This is a genomic window from Phytobacter cepae, from assembly GCF_054165735.1.
Window position 1 is genome coordinate 2303004 of record NZ_CM135107.1, and the last position, 21606, is coordinate 2324609.

23 protein-coding genes are annotated in these 21606 nt (G+C 51.4%); 8 read left to right on the top strand and 15 right to left on the bottom strand.

The features are described 5' to 3' along the window. Positions 1–66: 66 nt before the first annotated feature. From ACUY4Q_RS10775 to ACUY4Q_RS10810, 8 genes are read right to left on the bottom strand one after another with little or no spacing between them, the layout of a single operon-like run. Positions 67–1152, bottom strand: a complete 1086-nt coding sequence (locus ACUY4Q_RS10775) for a fatty acid desaturase family protein (RefSeq protein ID WP_458047009.1) — start codon at positions 1150–1152, stop codon at positions 67–69. Continuing rightward, positions 1149–2231 (bottom strand): fatty acid desaturase family protein, encoded by a 1083-nt coding sequence (locus ACUY4Q_RS10780; RefSeq protein WP_458047010.1) that lies wholly within the window; start codon positions 2229–2231, stop codon positions 1149–1151. Before ACUY4Q_RS10780 ends, ACUY4Q_RS10775 begins: the two co-directional genes overlap by 4 nt. After that, positions 2224–3357 carry a sterol desaturase family protein gene (locus ACUY4Q_RS10785; protein ID WP_458047011.1) on the bottom strand — a complete coding sequence of 378 codons (1134 nt, stop codon included), beginning with the start codon at positions 3355–3357 and terminating at the stop codon, positions 2224–2226. Before ACUY4Q_RS10785 ends, ACUY4Q_RS10780 begins: the two co-directional genes overlap by 8 nt. Further along, positions 3354–3971 carry a phosphatase PAP2 family protein gene (locus ACUY4Q_RS10790; protein ID WP_458047012.1) on the bottom strand — a complete coding sequence of 206 codons (618 nt, stop codon included), beginning with the start codon at positions 3969–3971 and terminating at the stop codon, positions 3354–3356. The genes ACUY4Q_RS10785 and ACUY4Q_RS10790 overlap by 4 nt, the downstream gene beginning before the upstream one ends. Beyond that, positions 3968–5254 carry a F390 synthetase-related protein gene (locus tag ACUY4Q_RS10795; protein ID WP_458047013.1) on the bottom strand — a complete coding sequence of 429 codons (1287 nt, stop codon included), beginning with the start codon at positions 5252–5254 and terminating at the stop codon, positions 3968–3970. Before ACUY4Q_RS10795 ends, ACUY4Q_RS10790 begins: the two co-directional genes overlap by 4 nt. Then, positions 5251–6057 carry an MBL fold metallo-hydrolase gene (locus tag ACUY4Q_RS10800; RefSeq protein ID WP_458047014.1) on the bottom strand — a complete coding sequence of 269 codons (807 nt, stop codon included), beginning with the start codon at positions 6055–6057 and terminating at the stop codon, positions 5251–5253. Before ACUY4Q_RS10800 ends, ACUY4Q_RS10795 begins: the two co-directional genes overlap by 4 nt. Beyond that, on the bottom strand, positions 6050–7066 hold the full coding sequence (locus ACUY4Q_RS10805) for an NAD-dependent epimerase/dehydratase family protein (protein WP_458047015.1): 1017 nt from the start codon (positions 7064–7066) through the stop codon (positions 6050–6052). The genes ACUY4Q_RS10800 and ACUY4Q_RS10805 overlap by 8 nt, the downstream gene beginning before the upstream one ends. Beyond that, positions 7063–8070 (bottom strand): 3-oxoacyl-[acyl-carrier-protein] synthase III C-terminal domain-containing protein, encoded by a 1008-nt coding sequence (locus ACUY4Q_RS10810; protein WP_458047016.1) that lies wholly within the window; start codon positions 8068–8070, stop codon positions 7063–7065. The genes ACUY4Q_RS10805 and ACUY4Q_RS10810 overlap by 4 nt, the downstream gene beginning before the upstream one ends. Before the next feature lie 916 nt (positions 8071–8986). Here ACUY4Q_RS10810 and ACUY4Q_RS10815 point away from each other — a divergent pair. Next, the gene (locus tag ACUY4Q_RS10815) at positions 8987–9427 is read left to right on the top strand and encodes a GNAT family N-acetyltransferase (protein WP_458047315.1); all 441 of its coding nucleotides are present in this window, start codon (positions 8987–8989) and stop codon (positions 9425–9427) included. Between the two features lie 74 nt (positions 9428–9501). Here ACUY4Q_RS10815 and ACUY4Q_RS10820 read toward each other — a convergent pair whose 3' ends face one another. Further along, positions 9502–9906 carry a GNAT family N-acetyltransferase gene (locus tag ACUY4Q_RS10820; RefSeq protein ID WP_458047316.1) on the bottom strand — a complete coding sequence of 135 codons (405 nt, stop codon included), beginning with the start codon at positions 9904–9906 and terminating at the stop codon, positions 9502–9504. Positions 9907–10351: 445 nt separating this feature from the next. Next, positions 10352–11230: a DMT family transporter gene (locus tag ACUY4Q_RS10825; protein ID WP_458047017.1), complete on the bottom strand. Its 879-nt coding sequence runs from the start codon at positions 11228–11230 to the stop codon at positions 10352–10354. Positions 11231–11334: 104 nt separating this feature from the next. Here ACUY4Q_RS10825 and ACUY4Q_RS10830 point away from each other — a divergent pair, with 104 nt between their 5' ends. From ACUY4Q_RS10830 to ACUY4Q_RS10840, 3 genes are all read left to right on the top strand, one after another. Further along, a complete protein-coding gene (locus tag ACUY4Q_RS10830) occupies positions 11335–12189 on the top strand; it encodes a LysR family transcriptional regulator (RefSeq protein WP_458047018.1) in 855 nt (284 codons plus the stop codon). 278 nt (positions 12190–12467) lie between these two features. Further along, positions 12468–13046 carry a hypothetical protein gene (locus ACUY4Q_RS10835; RefSeq protein ID WP_458047019.1) on the top strand — a complete coding sequence of 193 codons (579 nt, stop codon included), beginning with the start codon at positions 12468–12470 and terminating at the stop codon, positions 13044–13046. A 160-nt stretch (positions 13047–13206) separates the two neighbouring features. Beyond that, on the top strand, positions 13207–13638 hold the full coding sequence (locus ACUY4Q_RS10840) for a hypothetical protein (RefSeq protein WP_458047020.1): 432 nt from the start codon (positions 13207–13209) through the stop codon (positions 13636–13638). A 181-nt stretch (positions 13639–13819) separates the two neighbouring features. Here ACUY4Q_RS10840 and ACUY4Q_RS10845 read toward each other — a convergent pair whose 3' ends face one another. Both ACUY4Q_RS10845 and ACUY4Q_RS10850 read right to left on the bottom strand, forming a co-directional pair. Then, positions 13820–14224, bottom strand: coding sequence for a GNAT family N-acetyltransferase (locus tag ACUY4Q_RS10845; protein ID WP_458047317.1), 405 nt, complete (start codon positions 14222–14224; stop codon positions 13820–13822). Between the two features lie 378 nt (positions 14225–14602). After that, the gene (locus ACUY4Q_RS10850; RefSeq protein WP_458047021.1) at positions 14603–15487 is read right to left on the bottom strand and encodes a LysR family transcriptional regulator; all 885 of its coding nucleotides are present in this window, start codon (positions 15485–15487) and stop codon (positions 14603–14605) included. A 102-nt stretch (positions 15488–15589) separates the two neighbouring features. On the opposite strand from ACUY4Q_RS10850, the gene ACUY4Q_RS10855 reads away from it, so the two are divergent. Then, positions 15590–16684 carry an oxidoreductase gene (locus ACUY4Q_RS10855; RefSeq protein WP_458047022.1) on the top strand — a complete coding sequence of 365 codons (1095 nt, stop codon included), beginning with the start codon at positions 15590–15592 and terminating at the stop codon, positions 16682–16684. 38 nt (positions 16685–16722) lie between these two features. Then, on the top strand, positions 16723–17604 hold the full coding sequence (locus tag ACUY4Q_RS10860) for an arginase family protein (protein ID WP_458047023.1): 882 nt from the start codon (positions 16723–16725) through the stop codon (positions 17602–17604). A gap of 352 nt (positions 17605–17956) precedes the next feature. Here ACUY4Q_RS10860 and ACUY4Q_RS10865 read toward each other — a convergent pair whose 3' ends face one another. The 3 genes from ACUY4Q_RS10865 to ycgZ form a co-directional block, all read right to left on the bottom strand. After that, positions 17957–18205, bottom strand: coding sequence for a biofilm development regulator YmgB/AriR family protein (locus ACUY4Q_RS10865; RefSeq protein ID WP_458047024.1), 249 nt, complete (start codon positions 18203–18205; stop codon positions 17957–17959). Positions 18206–18279: 74 nt separating this feature from the next. Beyond that, the gene (locus ACUY4Q_RS10870; RefSeq protein ID WP_458047025.1) at positions 18280–18549 is read right to left on the bottom strand and encodes a hypothetical protein; all 270 of its coding nucleotides are present in this window, start codon (positions 18547–18549) and stop codon (positions 18280–18282) included. 141 nt (positions 18550–18690) lie between these two features. Beyond that, a complete protein-coding gene (ycgZ, locus tag ACUY4Q_RS10875) occupies positions 18691–18927 on the bottom strand; it encodes a regulatory protein YcgZ (RefSeq protein WP_458047026.1) in 237 nt (78 codons plus the stop codon). Positions 18928–19289: 362 nt separating this feature from the next. On the opposite strand from ycgZ, the gene ACUY4Q_RS10880 reads away from it, so the two are divergent. Both ACUY4Q_RS10880 and ACUY4Q_RS10885 read left to right on the top strand, forming a co-directional pair. Next, positions 19290–20033, top strand: coding sequence for a Slam-dependent surface lipoprotein (locus tag ACUY4Q_RS10880; RefSeq protein ID WP_458047027.1), 744 nt, complete (start codon positions 19290–19292; stop codon positions 20031–20033). Between the two features lie 37 nt (positions 20034–20070). Then, positions 20071–21501 carry a surface lipoprotein assembly modifier gene (locus tag ACUY4Q_RS10885; RefSeq protein WP_458047028.1) on the top strand — a complete coding sequence of 477 codons (1431 nt, stop codon included), beginning with the start codon at positions 20071–20073 and terminating at the stop codon, positions 21499–21501. Positions 21502–21606 lie beyond the last annotated feature (105 nt).

The window sequence follows — 21606 nt, forward strand, 5'->3', positions numbered from 1 at the left end:
CAGCGGTAGACCTGCCATACCGTGAGGGAAGTAAAATTCACCTTACTCACGAAGCAAATTGCGATGCTATTCCGGCTTGCGTCCCATCGCTTTAAGGAAGCGCTGTTGCAAGTGCAATAACTCCTCCAGCTCCAGCAGGCGGTAGTCGATGCCGTAACGCGGTGCTACCTCGCCGATAATGCGGCTTAGCGCCTGGTAATGGCGGTGACTCCAGTTCGGGAACAGATGATGCGTCAAATGCAGGTTTGCCCCACCAAGCCAGTACCCTAGCCAGTTTGGCCGGGTCTGCCAGTCGAAAGTGGTAGCGAATACGTGTTGATACCAACTGTGCGGCATCGCGCCTTTTTCTGGCGCCTGATAAAAGTTAGCTTTGGCCCAGTGAGTACCGATGATCAGCATCACGAATATCAACGAAGAAAACATCTGGCTCAGTAAATAGACCAGCAGAATTTTGCCAATACCGATAGTTGACGGTAGCAGCCAGCACGGAATCGCCAGCGCCAACAGAATATGTGCCGCTTTACCCGCAAGAAACCCGCACCAGCCGCGCAAACCCTGATTCGCCATACGGGCTGCCACACGCGTCCTGCCCGCCCGGTCCAACCAATCGAACAACCAGATGTAGTACGGAAAAGTCAGCGCCGCCACGAGTGGCCAATAGTAACGCTGCCCGCGCATGAAGGGGCGCCAGCGCTGGAACGGTGTCTGCCGCAGCACACCATTGGCATCGATATCGGGATCGTAATCTTCGATATTGTTGTGAGTATGGTGGAACAGCACGTGCCGCACGCGCCAGCAATCGGGGTCAAGCCCCAGCGGCACACTCACCAGACTATTCAGCCAGCGATTGGCCCAGGCTTTACGGAAAAACGCGTTGTGGGAGGCGTCGTGCACCACGTTTACCGTCAGGAACATCCCGCTAAAGATAAAACCGAAGTAGCAGGCGAAAAACGCCCAGACGTTATGCTGCAGCAGGCTCATCCCATAACACAAGCCGCATATCGTCAGCAGCAGCGCGACCTTCGCCAACATACCGCCGTCGGCGAAACGATGATCGCCACGTTTCATCAGATACTGTTGGGCGGCCTGCATCAGCGCGCGGTGCAAGCCGCTGTCGTCACGCCGATAGGCTAACGGACGCAACGGTTTCATGGCTGCCCCATTCGTCGTAAGAACTGCCGTTGTTGGGCCAGCAGTTCGCGATAGCTGATGCAGCGGTAAGCCATACCGTGCCGCTGCGCGACCTCTGCCACCGCCATGGCCAGCGCCGGGTAGTGACGGTGATGCCAGCCGGGAAACAGGTGATGAGTCAGGTGATAATTCAGCCCACCGGTAAGGTGCTCAATCCAGCTCATACCCGGCTTCCAGTCGCAGGCGGTGGCGAAATTATGCCGGTACCAGCCGTGCGGCATGCAGTCGCCAGTGGGTACCGGGTAAAACTCGGCCTGTGCCCAGTGGGTCCCCAAAAGCAAGAACACCACCAGCAGCGAGGCGCACATCTGGCTGATCGTATAAACCAGCAGCACCCAACCCCAGCCGATGCCATGCAAGTGGCACACAATCATTGGCACCACCAGCACCAATGCTAAATGGAGCAACTTTGAGACAACGAACACGGTCCAACCGCCGGACCCTGCCAGCAGGCGCTTTTCTCGCAGCGGCGTTTTATCTAAGCGATCGGACCAATCAAAAATCCAGGCGATATAAGGTAGCGAAAGGGCGGCGATCAGGGGCCAGTAGAGATGCTGATAGCGCATATGGGGCCGCCAACGCTGGAACGGCGTCTGACGGAAAAAACCGTTCTCCTCGGTATCCAGATCGTAATGCTCGACGTTGGCGTAAACATGGTGGAAATCCACATGACGCGTGCGCCAGTAGTCCGGATCAACACCCAATGGCAGTGTCACCACCCGTCCCACCAGGCGATTGGCCCAGGGGGTTCGCAGGAAAGCATTATGCGAAGCATCATGATTGACATTGACGTTAAGCAGCATACCCATGATCACGAAGAGGAAATAGCAGAGTGAGTACGACCAAAGCTGATGCTGGAGCAGGCTCAGCGCATAAAAACCGGCACATAACGCCAACAATAGCCCAGCCTTGGTCAACCCTGCGGCATCCGCATAGCGATGATCGCCCGCCAGGCATGCATGTGCTGCGCGTTTGAGATCGTTGTGAAATGCCTGCTCGCCAGCAGCGGGAAAGCGCAGCGGCAGTAATGGTTCAGCCATGCGGCTCCTCCGAGGGGACTGTCGAGGTGGGGCGCCCCCAGCCCAGAGTGATGCACAGGGCATGCAGCGCTAAGGCAGCTAATGTCACGTACCACCAGGACTGTGGCCAGTTGAGGTAGCCAATAAACAGTAGCGGTATGAGCAGCGCATTGAGCAACCAGACGACGCTCGCCCACGGCCGACCTTCCGTCATGCCTCCGAGCGCCACGGCGCCCAATGCCAGCAGCACCAGTAGCGCCATTTGCGGCCAGCTGATTTGCTCGTAGCCGTAACCGTATTGATAAACATAACCGACAACCAGCGCGAACAATAACATTGTACCGCTGAATACGCTGAGCGCCGAGCGGCCGCTACGTGGCTGCCCCGGACGCGGGCGCCATGCGATACGTAAATAGCGCAGAAAAGGAAGGTTGCTCGCCCAGAATGGATTGGCAGATGAACTGTCGCCGCCGACGCCATAGCTGAACGGCGTGTTCGGCAAGGCCGGGCAGAAGGTACCGAACAGCTTATCCCAGAAAATAAAGCTGCCACCGAAGTTCTTATTGGAGTACGCGATGTCCTTGACGTGGTGCACGCGGTGATGCGCCGGCGTGACCAGAATTTTTTCCAACACGCCGAGTTTGGGCGTCAGGGCATTGTGGTTAAACAACTGGATGCTGTAATGAAAAATCGAGACCGCGACGAAAACTGACAGCGGCACACCCACCAGCGCCAGAAGTAAAAAGAACGGAATCGACGTCAGTGACGAATACCAGGAGTTACGCACCCCCAGTGACAGATTAAAATGCTCGCCCTGATGGTGCACCACATGGACCGCCCACAGCAGCCGGAAACGATGGTGCAGACGGTGCAGCCAGTAAAAACAGAAGTCCCACGCCAGCAAAGCAAATAACCACATCAATGGCGCAGGAAGGGCATCCAGCAACCCAGGACTGAAACGTGCGGCCACGTAGCCGTAACAGGTGACTTCCAGTCCGCGAAATAACCACAGTATGATATGGCCCGAATTAAGGTTAAACACGATATCGTGCCAATTGACCGGCTCACCACGCCCCCAGCGCAACGCCACCGCTTCGGCCACTACAATGAACAGCATGAAAACAATCGGCATTGCCAGATCGATCATCCCATTTCTCCTTTAACGACTCGGCGACGCAGGATATCCATGCGCAGGGCCACCCAACCCGCAAAAAGCGCCAGCAGCGCGCCGCTCGCCAAATCGACAAACAAGTGACGTCGCAGTTGCAGAATGGAAAATGCGATCGCCACACCCCACAGCGCCCACAGCGCTGTCCGGACTCTACGCTCGCCGTCGCTTAGCGCCCATACCACCAGCACCACCAGCGCCATATGCAACGATGGCAGGCAGTTTTGTGATGAATCCACCTGAGTTAACACCCTCAGCAGTTGAGCACTGATTCCGATACCATCATTTTGCGGATATACCATGGTGGTCGGCCATAGTAGATAAACTGCACCGGCGCCCAACGCGGTGAGCTGCATCGCGCGCGTCAGCCATTTTATCCGCTGTTGCGGCGCCAGAAGATAACCCGCCGGGACAATGAGAAAAAAAGACAGATAGAGCCAGATGGCCGTAGGGTTGAACGGGATAATCCGATCAAATACCAATGGAGGCAATAAGGTTCCTACGCCCTGTAAGCGATCGGCCACGGTATACACCACGCCGACTGTGCCCCAACCCAGCAACATATGCCAAAGCCTGAAATTCAGGTTTTTCATGCTTCCTCCGCCTGACGCAATATGCGCCTTCGCTTGCGATCCAATTTTGGAAGCACTTCTTGCATCGTCAATCGCCATTCCAGCGACTCGATGGCAATGCCCTGTTGGGCGAACAATGCGTTCAACTGCGCCTGACAGTGTGCTAATTCCGCCGCGTTGCAATCTGCGATAAGCTCCAGATTGCGTTCACCCCGCTGGATGAGGCGGTAATCGCTGGTCAACGGCAAAGCGTTAGCGAGAGCCCGACTACAGGCATCGGCGAATACCACCTGCGGCCGCTGTTGCGCATCGGGTAACATCAGTTGATCGTCTCGTCGCCCTTCGATACGGGCGATCGCCCGCGTCGGTTGCCCACATGGACAAGGTTCCTTGCGCAGCACCAGCACATCGTCCAGTCGATAACGCACGACAGGCTGGGTCCGGCGCGTAAAATCAGTGATGATTGGCGTAAAACGGAGTTCGTCGATCCACTGCGCTTCAATATGCAAAAACGCTTCATTCAGGTGCAACGTGCCGTGCGCACAGGTGGCGGCGAGAAAACCTTCAGTGGCCTGGTACACTTCCCCGACCTCGGGAAAGACCTTCATCAGCAGACGCCGATCCTGCTCTTCTAATACCTCGGCGACCGAAATCACTTTTTTGACCGACAGCTTCACTTGCCCGTTCAGTACCGCCAACGCCAACGCGCGAAGTACCTGCGCCGGCGCCACGATAATGCTGGGCGCCTGTCGTTCCAGTACCGGTAAATGCCCGGTGAACGGTGCAAGCAAATCGTAAAATTCAAGGCTGAGCCAACGATTTTGGACGCTGTGATAGAGATTATTGTCCGCCCGAAGAAACAAGGCGACGCGCTCGCCCGCCATGAGTCCGTCCGGCAGCATTTTCGCCAGCATACCTCCGGCCCAAACATGCTGTTCGCGCGGGCTGACGACAAAAACACCTCGCTGCCCTGAGGTACCGGATGACAACCCCACGCTGTAACGGCCTATCTTCGGCGCAAAATCGCGATCTGCTTCGCTACGTTGGGCGCACGCCAGCACAGTATCGAGTTGCAATCCGGCAGTATTCATCTCGTCGAACCGGGCCATCATCAGCGCTTTGTCCATCTGCGGCCATTCAGCGAACGGCTGACAACAGAAACGCTGAAAGTAGGGGCTCTTACTCAACACCCGACGGGCAAAGATCGCGATCTGCCGGGACTGATGCTGCTCCAGCGCCTTACGATCGCGAAAGCGCAGGCGTCGGATGCGGAAATAGTGCCACAGCGTCATGAAGGGAATCACAGGTCCCCCTCATGACACAACAGAATATTGACATGACCGCCGGCCCACAATGTGTTGAGCCGCTGCAGGGTGTGTGTGTATGCCGCAGCATCGTCCATCACCAGATTGGCCAGGCGCGAAGGTCCGCGCAGCGTCTGGTAGCTCTGCGGCGACCAGGCCGCATCGCTGGCCAGCAGTGTCCAACCGTCGTCGGTGAGAATAAAGGCGCCAATATGGCCGGCCGCATGCCCCGGCAGGGGCACCAGCACGATCTCTCCTTCGCTACCTGGCAACGCATACCCGCGTTCGAACGGCGTCAGCAGGGCCGACAATGCGACTGACGGAAACGCTTCCATAAACTGCAGGTTACTTTCGAACGTCGCCGGTATCAGGTCAGGAATGAAGGCTCGCTTGAGGGCAGCAAAACCCCGCAACCCGCGAGTTTGCTGCCAGCCTTCGCCGGAGCAAATAAATTCGAGATGGCTGAATTCATGCAGCCCGGCGATGTGATCCGCGTGAAAATGTGAGACGATCAGGGCCTGAATATCGCCCTTAGCATAACCCCAGGCGCGCAGCTGGCACGCCAGTGACTCGGAAGGGTCGAAATAGACCGGCGTCATGTGGCGGTAAAGGCTGAACAGCCCCGACTGCGTGTGCTTCTGAAAATAATGTGAGTAGCCGGTATCCCAGAGCCAGCGGCGCTCACCCACCTCCAGTAGATAAGCGCGTGCCGGGAACTTACACACCCTGAACCCGGCGCCCCTGAGGGCCATGCAGCCGATATGCGTGCAGTAGCCCACTTCGAAAGCGGTGACCTTAGCCATGCTTTACGCCTCCTTGTTGTCGCAGCCACTCTCCGGTCAGGCGAATACCCTCTTCAAGAGAATAACGTGGTCGATAACCCAGCTCTTCTATCGCACGGGTCTGGCTCAGGGTCATGTCAAAATTCACCGCACCCACACTGTAGCGCGTCAGCAGCGGTTCCTTACCACTTAGCGTTGCCCACAGCTCCATGCCGCCGGCCAGTGCATTCAGTAGTCGATAAGGCACGGCCTGGATGTGATAGCTGAGCCCCAGTTCCTGGCGCAGCAGCGCATCCAGCATTTCCTCCAGCCGCTGTGGCTGGTGATTAGTGATGTTGTACACGGCACCGGACGGCAATCCCGGTTGTTCGCTTGCCAGCACCATTGCATGCACCACGTTGGGGGTAAACGTCAGATCCAGCAGTGCTTGCCCGCCACCGGGCAGTCGCATCACGCCACGATCGCGTTCGAGCTGCTGTAATAACCGTGGCAAAATTACCCGGTCATGCGGGCCAAACAGGCCGCGTGGACGCAGAATAATGTAGGTGGTCTGGGGATAGATATTCGCTTGCGCTAGCAGATGCAGCTCGGCGGCATACTTGCTGGCGGCATAGTGATTCGCAAAGCGTCGGGCCCGGTAGCGCTCGTTAAGATCGTAATGCGACTGATAATCGAAATATATCGCTGGTGTTGAGATATGCACAAAGCGGCGAACGTTGCAGCGTCCGGCCGCCTCCGCCAGCTTCTCTGTCGCATCAGCGTTGATGCGATGAAATTCTGCTTTACCACCCCAGGGGGAAGACTTTGCTGCACAATGCCATACCCATTCGCAGCCTGTCACTAACTGCTGGCACTGCTGCGCCGTGGCCTCAGCCAGATCGAGCGTACAAAACTCGGCACCCAGCTTACGTAACATCCCGCCAGCCCGCTCATCTCTACCAGTGGCACGTACCTGATATCCGTTATCCAGCAACCACTGCGCCGCGTTGCGTCCCAGCCCGCTAGTCGCCCCAGTGACCAGTATCTTCATGGCAGCAGCACCATGCCGGCCAGCGCCAGCCCGGCGGCAGTACCGATGAGCATCACCGGCTGACCGGGATTGTAGCGTCCGGTTGTCACGGCGGCATGTAGCGCTGTCGGGATAGATGCCGCCACCTGATTGCCATGATAACGGTAGATATCGACAAGCGCTTCGCTGGAGACGTGTAACCGCTTTCGCATATGTTCCAGAGAAAGATGGCTAGCCTGGTGCGGCACCACGGTGGCGATTTGCTCCAGTGCCAGGCCGCTGGCGCTCAGCAGCCGCTCGAGATAATCCTCAATCAACGCCGATGCTTGCCGAAACAGCGGCTTGCCCTGCATATGGAACAGGAAATCTTGCTCACTCATACCGGCGCGCGGGTTGCGACGTGTGCCACCCGCGCGGATTTCACAAAGTTCGCTTGAGGCAGGGTAGGTTTCCACCAGACTTGCGAGGATGCCACTGGTGCCGTCGCCGCGCTCAACGATAGCGCAGGCGGCACCGTCGCCGAAAATCAGCGACGACTCTTCGTGGTTCCAGTCCAGGCCGCGCGAAGCGATATCCGCCGAAACGATGGCAATACGCCGATACGTTCCGGCATTCAGCAGTCCCGCCGCTACCTGCAGCGCCGAAATAAAGCTGACACAACTGCTATTAACATCGAAGCCGGGCGTGCCGGGCGACAACCCCGCCACCTTAAGAATATGCGCGGCGGTGCAAGGCAGCGCCTGCACCGATATTGCCGAGGCAGAGATTAACAAATCTATTGAGTCTGATGGGATAGCGTGACGAGTCAGGGCATCCTGCAGCGCGGCGGCGGCGAGTTCGGCCTGGCTGGCATCGTCAGTGGCATGATAGCGATAAACTATACCCGAGCGTTTTTCAACATAGCCGGCAGGTTTCCCCAGACGAGCATCGAGCGTGGAGGACGCCACACGGTCAGGCGGCAACGCGACGCCGGTAGAGATGATTTTTAGAGGTAGCAAGTTAGACATTCTTAATTGTGTGGTCATTATTAGTAATTAACTTGATTAATGATAAAGCGATTGTCTGGCAGAACACAAAGACTACATGAATCAGCCCTGTTGCTTGTCCAAATATACCTTTCATCAAGACAGTGTCTCTTATCATTGGCTACCATAGCCAATTAACATAAGCTTAAATCTAACATGATAAGAGAGTGAGTTTACAACAAGACAGTATAACCGCAGAACAAAGTAGCGGTGCATAACGCGAATATAAGACATTAAATCATGATTGACTTTTTTAGATATTTCAGAAGGGTCCGTTCTGACCGTGGTAGTGAGATTTTAGCTTTAACGTAGAAAAATTTTCAATATCCATATGGTAGATAATGACGCTAAACATACTTAATCATCTTTCCACACACATAATATCCGCTGATTCTGATTTGAGCATTCTGGAAGGGTAGGTGATTAGGGTAGTGAGAGAAATGAGTCAACAATTTTTTTAGTATTTAAGGTCAACCTACTAATATTGACAGGGGACCATTAGTCTATTTTTAATGATCTCTATAACGCGGACTCAATGTTGCTATGCGCATTTTTTCAGTAAACCAGATAAGCAATTGCAGCAGCCGAACAGAAAGCATAAGGGCAGCAACTAACTCTACTGAAAGCGGCCGCTACGGCCATTCCGTAAGTATCGTACTGGCCCTACAGGAGACCACCATTCGTTCAAGGGGCGTTCACTAATATATGAGCAAAGTCATTCCGCTGCCTTATGTCTACTCTGAGCGGGGAGCGGAAATCACATCTAAATCCAGGGTGACTGACTGCGGGTTGGTTAAGCGTGTTTCCTGGACGGCTATTTTGAATTGTCTTTTTCCTTGTGTGGTTTGAAATTTTATTGATTTGATTGATGAAATCTGGATATTTTTGTTGAACCCTACGCAAGGAGATGATCACAATGATTTTAATAAGGGCGGCAGAATCAAAAGATGTTCCCTCTCTAAAAAAGCTTTTCCTGCAGTTGGGTTATCAGACAGACACTGAGAGCTTAGAGCAACGCATCGGTATGGCACAGAGTACGCTTTGTACTTTAGTGGCTGAATCAGACAAGGAAGTTTGCGGCGTTGTTGTTATAAATTTTATCACCCCTGTTCATGAAAATAGCTTATGGGCATTAATTTCAGCTCTGGTCATCGATGAGTCGTCACGTGGGGCGGGGGTAGGGCAGCAACTTCTGATTGCCTCTGAGCGCATAGCCCTCGATAAAAAATGTTCTCAGATTGAGCTTTCAAGCAGTGAAAGAAGAACCAGAGCACACAAATTTTATGAAAATAACGGATACCAAGAAGTCAGGAAGCGCTTTGTAAAGCTCCTTACTGAGCTGCCTAAGGCTTATTAACCCTGCGGATACTGCATCAACTTTCTGCAGGCTCTCTCTGCCTTTTCGGCAAGCCAAATCATCAGTTCGATAGCCTAATCAGTACAGCCGCCAGGTTCTGTCGAACTATCGGAAGCCAGTTTATTCAGGCGTTCACCATGAAGATAATAACTCACAATACCGTCATTTATTCTGCCCCCTAAAGACTGATAAAAGCGGTTTGCTCCAGCATTTGATTTCTCGGCATGCCAGTCGAGGCTACGACACTCATGTTCAAGAGCGAGCTTCGCAACAAAGCGCATTATAGATTTCCCAATGCCTTTACCTCTCTCACTCCGGGAGACATAAAGCTCTTTGAGATGCAGTTGCCCACTGTATCGAGGAGAAGGGTAGAGAATACTGCAGCACGCCAGCCCAACAACATGAGCGTCGCAGCGAGCCCTGACCACCAGAGTACCGGAGAGCTGGCTGAACAGTCGATTGCGGAGGTAATTCTTCAACAGTGGTTCCTGAATGATGCCTTTGCCATAATAGTGCTCTTCCATCTCGGTAAAAATTTGCACCATGGATCCCCATTCATCTGGCGGACACAGCTCTACGGTTACTTCCATGTTTACTCCTTTTAGCTAACAAAACGCCACATCTTAGGCAGGGCTCAGCACCCTTGCCGCCCTTAACAATCAGGCCCGGTTGCTGGTTTAGCTCCGCCGAAACGTCATAAGCGTGGTATCGGTCATGTCTGTTATCGAGCGACCAGGTCAATCCTGCGCGTGTCAGATTTTAGCAGGTTCAACTAAGCCATTTAGATATGTCGGCTTAGAGCGATCAGCGGACGTACGGCATAACTTCTGCATAGCGAACAGTAATGCCAGTTAATGGAGTAAGCACGTAGCTGCTCGTCTTAACGGCCATACTCCAGGATGTATATCACTGAGGCGGGGCCTTTTATGAGCGCTGGCCATTCAGGTCAGATAGCGATTCTCGGGAGCTGAGAATAACTGCTGAGATAACCAGTGACCCTCCTATGAATGTCTGAATTGTGGGAACTTCGTGAAGCCATATTGCTGCAAAAAAAATAGCCCACACGGGTTCCAGTGAAATGATTATTGCTGCTTTCCCCGCTTCAACTTTCTTGATTGCAAAAATTAGAAATGTATAGGCTACAGCGGTACAAAGTACCCCTAGCAGCATCAACCCTAAGAATTCTGTGTAATAACTTGATATTAATGAAGAATAACCCCACGGGAGCGTCACAGTTGCACAGCTTGTGAATTGTATAAATGATGCCTGAATCGGAGAGACATTCGATGCTGTATGCCTGTTGTAAAGTACTATCAGTGCATAGGAAAAACCGGCGGCAAGAGACCATGCCAGTCCAGAACCAAGCTGAGAGCTATAAAAAATATCAGGTGATATAATCAGTAATCCCGCAGCTATGAGTGCTGTACACCATACTTTAAGTGGAGTAATGGGTTTATTAAAGAATGTCTTTTCCAATAAAGAGACGAACACTGGAAAGCTTGCGAAGCCTAAGGTACCAACTGCCACTCCCCCTTCAACAATGCCATAAAAGAAACATAGCCAGTGTCCAGCCAGTAATGCCCCATTAATGAGCAAATGACCGGTTTCACGTAGCGTTAGCCTGTTCCAGTCATTTCTGCGAAACAGAATCACTAACAGACCGAGTGAGATTGCCGCCCATAAGGCACGTCCAGCGACAATAGTACTGGCTGGTAAAGACAAATCTTTAGCTATCACGGCTGACAGACCAAAAAGCATAGTACAAACTTGTACGCCTACGGCGGCATGTTTTTTTTCATTCATTTGGTTACTCCTCCTTTCAGACAAAGTAACACTGGCTCAGGAGTTGATTTAAACGAATAATTTAAGGCATCAGTATTCGATTTTCAGATAGCAAAGTGAGCAAGATGAGAGAACATGATCTTGAGATACAGTGGCTGCGTTCGTTTCAGAATGTTGCTGAAACAGGTTCAATGACTGCTTCAGCTGAAAGGCTCTGCCGTTCACAGTCAGCAATTAGCATGCATATTAAGAAAATAGAGGACCTTCTTGAAAGAAAGGTTTTTTCCCGTGAGGTCAGGAGATTAACGTTAACTCCTGCTGGCAAAGATCTGCTTAGTTACACAGATCAAATATTGCGGACACACTCACTTGCATTGAGCGCCCTTAAACAGAAAGCACCGCATGGGCATGTCAGCCTGGGTATACCTGATGACTATGCAGCGCGCTATCTTTCACCTTTGCTTAGAACATTCAGCCAGAAGTACCCGGGTATTGAGCTTTCTCTTTTATGCGAACCTTCATCATCCCTGATACCTAAAATCGATGCCGGTGAACTTGATGTTGCTATTGTGTCGCAGGATCGTCCGGACAGAGGAGTCTGGCTGGCCAGTATACCTCTGGTTTGGGTAGGTAATCTTGCTAATGCCCAGGGCGAGCTACCTGTACCTTTGCCGGTTGCAATGTACGAATTAGGTAGTGAAGCGCGTAAAAATTTTCTAAAGGCGCTGGAGAAAATGCCGGGAGGTTACCGCATTGTCTATAACAGCCCGCATATTGCAGGTCAGATTGCCGCTGCTGAAAGTGGTATGGCCATGGCTGTTCTGACGAAGTGTTGCGTACCTGAAAAACTCAACATCACTAATCATCCGGATCTTCCTGTTCTTCCCGTACATCAACTAGCCGTGGTTAGACGCAAAATAACTGAGGCTAACGAAATCATAGGGTTGCTGGTCGATGAGATACAAAACATCGTGCGCTAAAAAGCCCATGGACAGTCCATTTCCATTGATTTTGTCTTGCCCGGAAACGTCCGCTTCTGGCACAAAACGGACCATCTGAAGCGCCTTTAGGCGTTCTGTGAGCGAAAAGCGGACATTATTTTCAGCTGTAATGCCTGAATATATGTGCAGGGTTTTTAATTCCCGATGTCAGTTATCAAGAATTACTTGCGGAAGAGTCTCCTGAGCCAAACGAATTTGGTGCGGGCTATTAGGCATATGATACTCTGGCTGGGCTTGAAGGATAACAAGGAGGTAACATGTTGAACCCTGGATTCGTTACCAGTAAAGCGCTTGCTCAATGGCAGGATATTCCCTTTTTTTTGCCACAGTTCCAGTTTTATGAAAAACATCAGATCGTCATTAAGACAAACTTACCTGAAAGGATCCTGCCGTTAGTAGCAGAATTCGATATTCAGGAAGACGCCGTCATCCGACTACTAATGTCTGTGCGACAAATTCCGCAAAAATTTCGATTCGGTAGCCCCCCCTTGGCGGTTAACAGCTTTGGCCTGAACAGTTTTACCCTTCTGGAAAAGTCAGCATCTGAACTCTGCTACGGCTTGTGCGGACAATTCTGGCGTGCAGATTTCGGTCTGGAAAATGTGCTGGATACTTATGCTTATCAGACGTCAGTCGCGCCGGGTCGCGCGAAGCTTTTACTGCGCTACCGGGTTACGGAAATCAAAGAAGGTCAACATGAGTTGCGTACTGAAACATTCATTTACTGTCCGGATCGAATTACTCAGCTGAAAATGACCGCTTACTGGCTGGCAATAAGGGCAGGTAGTGGATGGATTCGAAGAAGGATGCTTCTGGCTGTTCAGTCCAGTATTTGATAAGACAGAGACAGGTGCAAGGCAGAATCCGCTATGAGTGAGATGCGAAAGTTACCCTGAGATCATTATTAGCAAGAGGCTGTGCTGCCGACTTAATGCATTACTACCAAAGCAGTGGGGATTCGGTTATCGTGTTTAATCATTATTAATGGAACATAGCATGCGCCATAAAATTATCGGTTGGAAAAGTTTTTTCTTAGCCTTTATCACCCTGTTAGTTGGTTGTGCCACAACTATTGTCAGTAATGCAGATGCTAAAAATGTTCCAGCAGAACGTATAATTTTAAAATCTTCCCAAACGAAAAATCCAGGCGAAGCTACCCTGGTAGTCAAACGTGATTCTGGTTTTACTGGAAGTGGTTGCAACATAGTTGTTTATCTTGATGGTAGAGCGATCGCCGAATTGGATACTGGAGAAAAAGTAACATTTTATGCTCAACCCGGGGATCATGTTTTAAGTGCAAAACAGACAAGCATCTGTGTCGCTGGTTTAAAAGAAGTAGGTATAAATCTAAAGGAAAATGAAAGTAAAACTTACCGCATTGGATTCGGTGGGAACGTCGATATGTCGATAAATGCTTCAGCCTTCTAAAAGTATGCGTAGCACTAAAAATAATTAAGACGTATTGTTCAGCATCCCTATTAACATCCTGGCTTTTACTACCACAATGGTCTCTGTAACGGTGTCCGCTTCTAGCACAGAGCGGATACTGCATCAACATTCTGCAGGCTCTCTCTGCCTTTTCGGCAAGCCAAATCATCAGTTCGATAGCCTAATCAGTACAGCCGCCAGGTTCTGTCGAACTATCGCAAGCCAGTTTATTCAGGCGTTCACCATGAAGATAATAACTCACAATACCGTCATTTATTCTGCCCCCTAAAGACTGATAAAAGCGGTTTGCCCCAGTATTTGATTTCTCGGCGTGCCAGTCGAGGCTACGACACTCATGTTCAAGAGCGAGCTTCGCAACAAAGCGCATTATAGATTTCCCAATGCCTTTACCTCTCTCACTCCGGGAGACATAAAGCTCTTTGAGATGCAGTTGCCCACTGTATCGAGGAGAAGGGTAGAGAATACTGCAGCACGCCAGCCCAACAACATGAGCGTCGCAGCGAGCCCTGACCACCAGAGTACCGGAGAGCTGGCTGAACAGTCGATTGCGGAGGTAATTCTTCAACAGTGGCTCCTGAATGATGCCCTTGCCATAATAATGTTCTTCCATCTCGGTAAAAATTTTCACCATGGATTCCCATTCATCTGGCGGACACAGCTCTACGGTTACTTCCATGTTTACTCCTTTTAGCTAACACAATGCTACATCTTAGGCAGGGCTCAGCACACTTGCAGCCCTTAATAATTAGGCCCGGTTGCTGGTTTAACTCCGCCGAAACGTCAGAAGCGTGGTATCGGTCATGTCTGTTATCGAGCGACCAGGTCAATCCTGCGCGTGTCAGATTTTAGCAGGTTCAACTAAGCCATTTAGATATGTCTGCTTAGAGCGAGAAGCGGACATCACAAATCCTTCGCCTGCAGCAAAAATGAAAAAACTTTTTGTTCATAACATCAGGTCTTTCAGCGATGACTTTAAAGCATCAAGGAAGACAGTAACGCGGCACGGCAGGTAGCGCTTTGTCGGAAACAACGCCCATATCGCCAGCATGTGAGGCTCTGCATCACTGAGAGTTATTTCAACCAGTTCTCCGGCTGCCAGTTCAGAATGAACATCTGCTTTTGTTAATTGTGCCAGGCCTGCACTGGCCTTACACATGCTTCGGACACCTTCAACATTGTTACAGATGAACCGAGGCTCAAGTAGATGACTGAGTTGAATTCCATCCTTCTCAAATGTCCACTGAGACACCATTGCCGTTCTCAAACACTGATGATTGGTCAGTTCTGCCAGCGTGGTGGGGATCCCGTGCCGGGAAAGATAAGCAGGTGAGGCACAGAGGACCCGGGGGTTGCTGCTGAGTCTGTGGGCAATCAGGTTCGAATCCCTGAGCGGGGCGACCCTGATGGCCACATCGTATCCCTGACCCACGATATCCACCACGTCATCACTGAGGTTGAGGTCGATTTTCATCTTCGGATTTCGTTCCATGAGTTCAGGCAGCAGGGGAAGTATGTAACGCCGGCCGATGCCGGAGGGTGCCGTAATCTTCAAGAGGCCTGTTGCCCCGCCAGCGTCCTCGCTGAACATAATCCGCGCGCCCTGTTCTGCTTCCATCATGGTTCTGGCATAGGGAAGAAACTCTTCGCCTTCGCTGGTCAGTGAGACCGCGCGGGTCGTACGCTGAAACAGACGCGCACCTAAATCCTTTTCCAGCTGGGCGAGATGTCGCGACACGCTCATCGCGCTCATGCCAAGTCTGCGTGCAGCCTGAGAAAGATTGCAGGTTTCCGCAAGAATGGTGAACAGTTCGACGTCTCGAAGATTCATTATATCGTTTTCCGTTATACAGTGATGCACTTCCTACCAGTATAACGTTCAGAATAACGGCATTATAATTATTTTTATTATAATTGTTATCGAGGAGTCACCATGCGCCACGCATCATTATTCGAAGCCACATTTATTAATCGCACTCTGTTCAGCAATCGCATCATGGTTGCCCCTATGACGCGTATCTCCGCGTCTGAAACCGGCGTACCGGGTGAAAAGATGCAGGATTATTACCTCCGCTTTGCCCGTGGGGGATTCGGCGCCATCATCACCGAGGGGATCTACATTGACCAGGCGTGGTCGCAGACCTATGCGTTTCAGCCAGGCATCGTGAATGAAGAACAGCTCTCCGGCTGGAAAGATATTGTCGAAAAAGCGCATCAGAACGGTGCACGGGTCATAGCCCAGCTCATTCATGCCGGCGCATTGTCTCAGAAAAATATCTACCGTCCGGACTCTGCTGGTCCTTCTGCCGTAAAACCTAAAGGTCTGCAGCTTGAGTTCTATCATGGTTCCGGAGAATACCGCACTCCCCGGGCACTCAGTGAAGAGCAGATCCGCTCCATCATCTCCAGTTTTGCCGACAGCGCGGAGCGTGCTGTCAGTGATGCAAAATTCGACGGGGTTGAGATCCATGCTGCGAACGGATACCTGCTTGACCAGTTCCTGACAGACGATACCAACCAGCGCACGGATGGATGGGGCGGTTCCCTGGAAAACCGGCTGGCCATTACGCTGGAAGTTATCCGTGCCGTACGCGGCAAAATTGGCGCAGAAAAGACGCTGGGCGTCAGGATTTCGCAAGGAAAAGTAAACGATTTTCATCATAAATGGAAAGAAGGTGAGGCCGGTGCCAGGAAAATCTTCGGTCTGCTCGCCGATGCCGGCGTGGACTATATCCATGTGACCGAATACAAATCCTGGCTACCTGCATTCGAGAACAGCGACAAGAGCCTTGTTGAGCTTGCCCGTGAAGCCGCTCCGGAGACCATCATCATTGCTAACGGTGGGCTGGATGACGGTGAAACGGCAGAAAAGCTTCTGGGTATGGGTGCAGACTTTGTTTCCATTGGCAAGGCTGCGCTTGCCAATCCTGACTGGCCACGAAAAGTCGGCAGCGGTCTGCCACTCCACGAACTGCCTGGCGATATTCTTTCGCCGGTTGCGGACATTAAGGAAAAAGAGCGTTTTTAATTGTTATCACCAGCGGTGCTGAAAAACAGGGAGTGAATATGACTGACAAGTCGAAAAAAACCATCAGGATCTTATTTCCACAGTGGCAGGGTGGCAACCAGGAGCTCTACGGGTTTGGTGCCCGTTTGCTGCACTGGCTCTCTCCGGAGTCACGCTCCCCTCTGCATACTATCAGCGTGCCGGAATTTAACCCGGACACGCCTGAGCCTGAAGAGGGTTTGCTTTATCGCCGGCAGTTACTCAGCCAGCATGATGAGGCCTGGGCAGTGCTGGAAAAAGAAGAACCGGATCATATCGTGGTGTTTGGCGGTGACTGCCTTGTAGACCAGTCTCCGTTTGCCTGGATGAACGCCAGGCACAATGGTGAAATGGGCGTACTGTGGATCGATTCACACCCTGATGTGAAGACCCCGCGCGATTTTACCAACGGCCATACCATGGTACTGGGCAATCTTTTAGGCGGCGGCGATCCGGAGTTTGCTTCAAAAGTGAAGATCCCGGTAGCCCCCTCGCGCGTCATGTATGCCGGTCTGATTGAAGAAGGGCTGACTGAGCAGGAATCGTCCGTTATCAGCGATCTTGGTTTGCAGATCGCCCGACCTGAAGAACTTTATGAAAACAGTGACAGGATCACTCGCTGGATAAAAGAACAGAACATCTGCAAACTTGCCGTGCATCTGGACCTGGATGTCCTCAACCCGGACGTCTTCCGTTCGCTGCTGTTCGCGGAGCCTGAACCTGAGTTTGACTGGCAGGCGGTGTATCCGGTAGGGAAACTGAACCTTACTCAGACGCTCAGGATCATCCGTGATGTCTCTGCTGAAACAGAAATTGTGATTATAGGTATTACCGAACATCTGCCGTGGGATGCCTGGAATCTTAAAGAGTTTCTTAAAAAGCTTCCTATTATGAACGAGTAAATGCCAGAACTTATGTAGTCTGCACGTTCACCTATAGAATGTGTGGACTACTTATATAAAATATTTGAAGTACTATAACTCTCACATTCCCATCGTCCGCTTCTGGCACGCAGCGGACCTTTGCAGTGTTCACATTTAACCCGGATGCGTATAGCCTGCTTCATCTGCGTCGTAAGTTATCCCTTTCGCGGTATGCCTGGCCCTGGTGGTCGACGGGCATCGCATTGAGTAACGTTATGGATTTTCTGATGCAGGCTGTAAAAGCGAATTTTTAGGCTTCCCACGTGCAATGAGCAATGTATGGAAGCCTCTGATCTGAGGGGGGATATCGCACCCACAAAAGGGTGGGGCATTAAATATCGTCTGGCGTGCGGCCAACCACAATATCAAGCGTTTGTCGTAGCACATTCATCCTGGCAACACTCTGCGTCTGCTCAATCTCGGCGATGAGCTGAAGGATAATGGCTTTATTAGTAATCGGGATGCCCTTCGCAATCAGGGACCTGACGGCCAGACCGAGCATTTCGGTCTCTTCTGCCAGGCGCTCACCTGCGCTGTGGAAGAAATGAATAAGGGCGGCTTGTGCTGTGTGCTGACGCATTAAAATTATCCTTGTTATCTGGGAGCTCTGCCTGGACTCGCCGGTGCTACCACTGCCCACAGGGGCAAAAGTATTCAATGTTTGGTATTTCGGTTACCCGTTTCACTGACTCCTGGCGGTTGCTGCTCACCACAAGCGTGATTCAGAGCGGTAATGCTATCGCGGACTTCCGCCAGCGCCAGCGTCAACACCTTTTTGCGCGCGCCATCATGCTCGTCACGCGCCATCTTTCGTAATTGCTGTAACAGAGCAGACTGGGTAATAGCCGCTCCTTCGTTGAGCAACGCCATCACGGCTTCGCCAACGATAATATCGATTTGAATCTCTTGTTCACTTCTGTACATAAACTGGTCTCTGAATGTCAGTTATTCCCCGTGCAGAAAGATCCTGACGCAATCACTTCTCAGAGCTTTCAGCCAGCGAGACGTGACGCCTGCGCTGGCACAACATCGATGCGTCATCATGCAACGCGACCCGATTTTCCATCATACAAACAGGAGATTCAGTAGCTCCTGGTAGTGTCTTCCCTGCACCGGGTCGTTTGACTGACCAAGTTTTGCAAGAAGCCTGTCGCAAAGTGATTTGCGGTTCAGGCGCTCTCCCGCAGAGAGGATTTCACGGGTAAGTTGACCCAGCGTTTGCTGCTGAGAGGGCAGCGAGGCACGGGCAAAATAACCGACAACGGCGGAAGTAGCATGTTGTTTGAACTCAGTCTGACGCATACGTTATTCCTCTGATATCGGGTTTAAAATAAGTTCAGTGTTGTTCCGTTAAAAAAAATAATAAATGTTGAAAAAAATGTAAAGTCCTAAGTTGCATTTTTGTAACAAGCAAAGCGCAGGTGAATAAAGAGGCATATAAGCAATCGGGTTAATAAAAGGTTAATTGCGCGCCTTAAGTCAAATTATTGCTGATTAACAGAACCTTAAGCGCAACATTGTCTAAGTGCTTGTTAAGATTAATCTTAGAATTGTCGGTAATAAGGACTATTCGTTAGAGATGCTGAATGTTTTGACGTAAATTTATTCATAAAAATTACGTTACAAATCCTACGAATTTATTCACAACCAAGGACGTTTTGCGTATGGGGATCTTAAAACCTGGCTTATTACTGACCGCTTTTGTATTGACTGCATGTGGCGGTGGCGGTGGCGGTGGTGGCGGTGGTGGCGACAGCACGCCCCCGGCAACCACGGCGCCTGTGCAAACGGATAACGGCAATACGGGCACCACGCCGGAAACTCCTGCCACGGCACCGGTCAGCCTGACCACCGGCGGTACCATTTCTGGTTGGACCTACACCACCCCCGAGGGCCGTGAATATGTTATGCGCGGCACCGGGATCTCTGCAGGCCTGGTGCAAACCCAGCGGCTTACCCGTGACGACCGTTCCCCGGTCTCCTCAACGTCATGGTGCTGTGGCCGTATGAGTTACACCACGTTCGGTACCTGGACACAATTTGAAAAAGGCCAGCATGAAGTCTTCTACACTGGAGATGCCACGCTCGCGGCTAACGTGCCAACTCAGGGAACGGCGACCTATGTGGGTCACGGCATGCGTGAAGATGTCCTGAGTGATGCTCGCTTTAACATCGATTTCGCTGCGAAAACCATCAACGGCACCATTACCGGAAATGATACCTTCGGTAGCGAAGTGGCGATGCAGGGCAACATTGCCAACGGTGGTTTCACCGGCAATGCGCAATCCGGCGGGCAGGCGGGGACGTTCACCGGACACTTCAATGGCCCTACGGCTGAAGAATTAGGCGGTCTGGCGCAGTTCGCAGATACGACTAAAAACGCATCCTTTGGCGCGACACGTCAATAAACCGTTTTCCGGTCAGCCTGGCTGACCGGATCTTCAGATGGTAAGCCTTTCTATGAATATTTTGCGTACTGGCGCACTGAGTCTGCTGTGCCCGCTCAGCGTTGCGTTTGCTGCGCCGCCGGAAACCGACTCGATTCCTGCTGCTCCCCACTTTGAACGACTGACCACGCCGGACAAGCGCACCGAGCCTGGTGAAAAGACGCTGCATGTCACCAATGCTCAACTGGCAGAACAACCAGAGCTGGCGATGGCGCTGCTCGATCAAGCCATTCGTGAAGAAAAATGGCCGATGGTTCGCGCCATTTTACCTGTCTATGCGGCGTCACCAAACCCGGATTCAACCCTGATTCATTTTGCAAAAGCCGGTCTGGCACGCAGTCAGGGGCATTATGCAGAGGCGATTGAACACTATCGCGCTATTCTGAGTACGCATCCTGACTTTGCCGCGGTGCGTCTGGATTTAGCACGCGCCATGTTTGAAAATCGTCAGTTTGACGCGGCGGATTATCAGTTTCGCCGTGTATTACAAAGCAATCCCCCTGAGAATATTCAGCAGGTCATTGCGCAATATCTTGAGCGCATTCAGAAAGGCAGCGCATTAACGGGTTCATTTAGCGTGAGTTATCTGAATGACAGCAATGTGAATAATGCTTCCTCTGGTAAAACCATTCGGGTTGGCGATCGTCTGTTTATTCGTAATAAGGACAGTTTCCCTCAGCGCGGAGAAGGTTTCTGGTTTAACGGCGCATTACAAAAAGATGTTCAACTCTACGATCAGCATGGCTTGCGATTTCTGGGTACGGTAAACGGTAAGAGTTACTGGAATAATCATGACTTTGATGATATTACCACCCGTGCTTATGCTGGATACCAATGGCGTAATTTCCGGCAACAATTCTCCCTGCTGCCTTTTTATGAAAAAAGATGGTATGGCACCGAGGCGTATTCTTCTGGCCCTGGCGTCCGCGCCGAATACAGTTATTTACTTACGCCTACCTGGCAAGTGAGTCAGGCGCTGGAATATCAGAAACTGGATTATGATGATGAAGATTATCGATTCTTGCGTGGACAAAATCGTTACTCTTCCACAACCCTGTCACATGCCTTCAGTAACCGGGTGTCAGGATTTGCCGGCTTTGATCTGCTCGATCAGCAGACCTTCACCCGCAGTGAATCTAACCACCGGGTAGGTTTGCGCAGCGGGGTGCAGGTTGACATGCCCTGGCAACTCTCGTTTGCCGCCACCACGGCCATTGCCAGACGCAATTACCAGGCCGACAGTGATATCTTCTCGACGCGACGCAAAGATAACGAACAGATCTATAACCTCTCGCTCTGGCATCGCGACCTTTATTTCTTTGGAGTGATGCCGAAACTGAACTTCACCTGGAAACGGGTCGACAGCAATATCGATTTCTATGATTATCGACAGCGCAATGTCACGCTTTCTCTGGATAAGAATTTTTAATCAGACGTTGGCCAGGACATTTTACTGAGTATGCAGAAAAAGCCTGATACGAAAGAATGAAATTAACATGAAAAGCACGCTTCGGCGTGTTTTTTTATTTCATGA

What these genes read in the sequence shown, in the direction of transcription:
- ACUY4Q_RS10885 (WP_458047028.1), top strand. Translation starts at nt 20,071, where the DNA reads ATGGTAAGCCTTTCTATGAATATTTTGCGTACTGGCGCACTGAGTCTG.
- ACUY4Q_RS10810 (WP_458047016.1), bottom strand. Translation starts at nt 8,070, where the DNA reads ATGACCACACAATTAAGAATGTCTAACTTGCTACCTCTAAAAATCATC.
- ACUY4Q_RS10800 (WP_458047014.1), bottom strand. Translation starts at nt 6,057, where the DNA reads ATGGCTAAGGTCACCGCTTTCGAAGTGGGCTACTGCACGCATATCGGC.
- ACUY4Q_RS10790 (WP_458047012.1), bottom strand. Translation starts at nt 3,971, where the DNA reads ATGAAAAACCTGAATTTCAGGCTTTGGCATATGTTGCTGGGTTGGGGC.
- ACUY4Q_RS10870 (WP_458047025.1), bottom strand. Translation starts at nt 18,549, where the DNA reads ATGTACAGAAGTGAACAAGAGATTCAAATCGATATTATCGTTGGCGAA.
- ACUY4Q_RS10780 (WP_458047010.1), bottom strand. Translation starts at nt 2,231, where the DNA reads ATGGCTGAACCATTACTGCCGCTGCGCTTTCCCGCTGCTGGCGAGCAG.
- ACUY4Q_RS10815 (WP_458047315.1), top strand. Translation starts at nt 8,987, where the DNA reads ATGATTTTAATAAGGGCGGCAGAATCAAAAGATGTTCCCTCTCTAAAA.
- ACUY4Q_RS10850 (WP_458047021.1), bottom strand. Translation starts at nt 15,487, where the DNA reads ATGAATCTTCGAGACGTCGAACTGTTCACCATTCTTGCGGAAACCTGC.
- ACUY4Q_RS10860 (WP_458047023.1), top strand. Translation starts at nt 16,723, where the DNA reads ATGACTGACAAGTCGAAAAAAACCATCAGGATCTTATTTCCACAGTGG.
- ACUY4Q_RS10880 (WP_458047027.1), top strand. Translation starts at nt 19,290, where the DNA reads ATGGGGATCTTAAAACCTGGCTTATTACTGACCGCTTTTGTATTGACT.
- ycgZ (WP_458047026.1), bottom strand. Translation starts at nt 18,927, where the DNA reads ATGCGTCAGACTGAGTTCAAACAACATGCTACTTCCGCCGTTGTCGGT.
- ACUY4Q_RS10785 (WP_458047011.1), bottom strand. Translation starts at nt 3,357, where the DNA reads ATGATCGATCTGGCAATGCCGATTGTTTTCATGCTGTTCATTGTAGTG.
- ACUY4Q_RS10855 (WP_458047022.1), top strand. Translation starts at nt 15,590, where the DNA reads ATGCGCCACGCATCATTATTCGAAGCCACATTTATTAATCGCACTCTG.
- ACUY4Q_RS10865 (WP_458047024.1), bottom strand. Translation starts at nt 18,205, where the DNA reads ATGCGTCAGCACACAGCACAAGCCGCCCTTATTCATTTCTTCCACAGC.
- ACUY4Q_RS10835 (WP_458047019.1), top strand. Translation starts at nt 12,468, where the DNA reads ATGTTGAACCCTGGATTCGTTACCAGTAAAGCGCTTGCTCAATGGCAG.
- ACUY4Q_RS10830 (WP_458047018.1), top strand. Translation starts at nt 11,335, where the DNA reads ATGAGAGAACATGATCTTGAGATACAGTGGCTGCGTTCGTTTCAGAAT.
- ACUY4Q_RS10825 (WP_458047017.1), bottom strand. Translation starts at nt 11,230, where the DNA reads ATGAATGAAAAAAAACATGCCGCCGTAGGCGTACAAGTTTGTACTATG.
- ACUY4Q_RS10775 (WP_458047009.1), bottom strand. Translation starts at nt 1,152, where the DNA reads ATGAAACCGTTGCGTCCGTTAGCCTATCGGCGTGACGACAGCGGCTTG.
- ACUY4Q_RS10805 (WP_458047015.1), bottom strand. Translation starts at nt 7,066, where the DNA reads ATGAAGATACTGGTCACTGGGGCGACTAGCGGGCTGGGACGCAACGCG.
- ACUY4Q_RS10840 (WP_458047020.1), top strand. Translation starts at nt 13,207, where the DNA reads ATGCGCCATAAAATTATCGGTTGGAAAAGTTTTTTCTTAGCCTTTATC.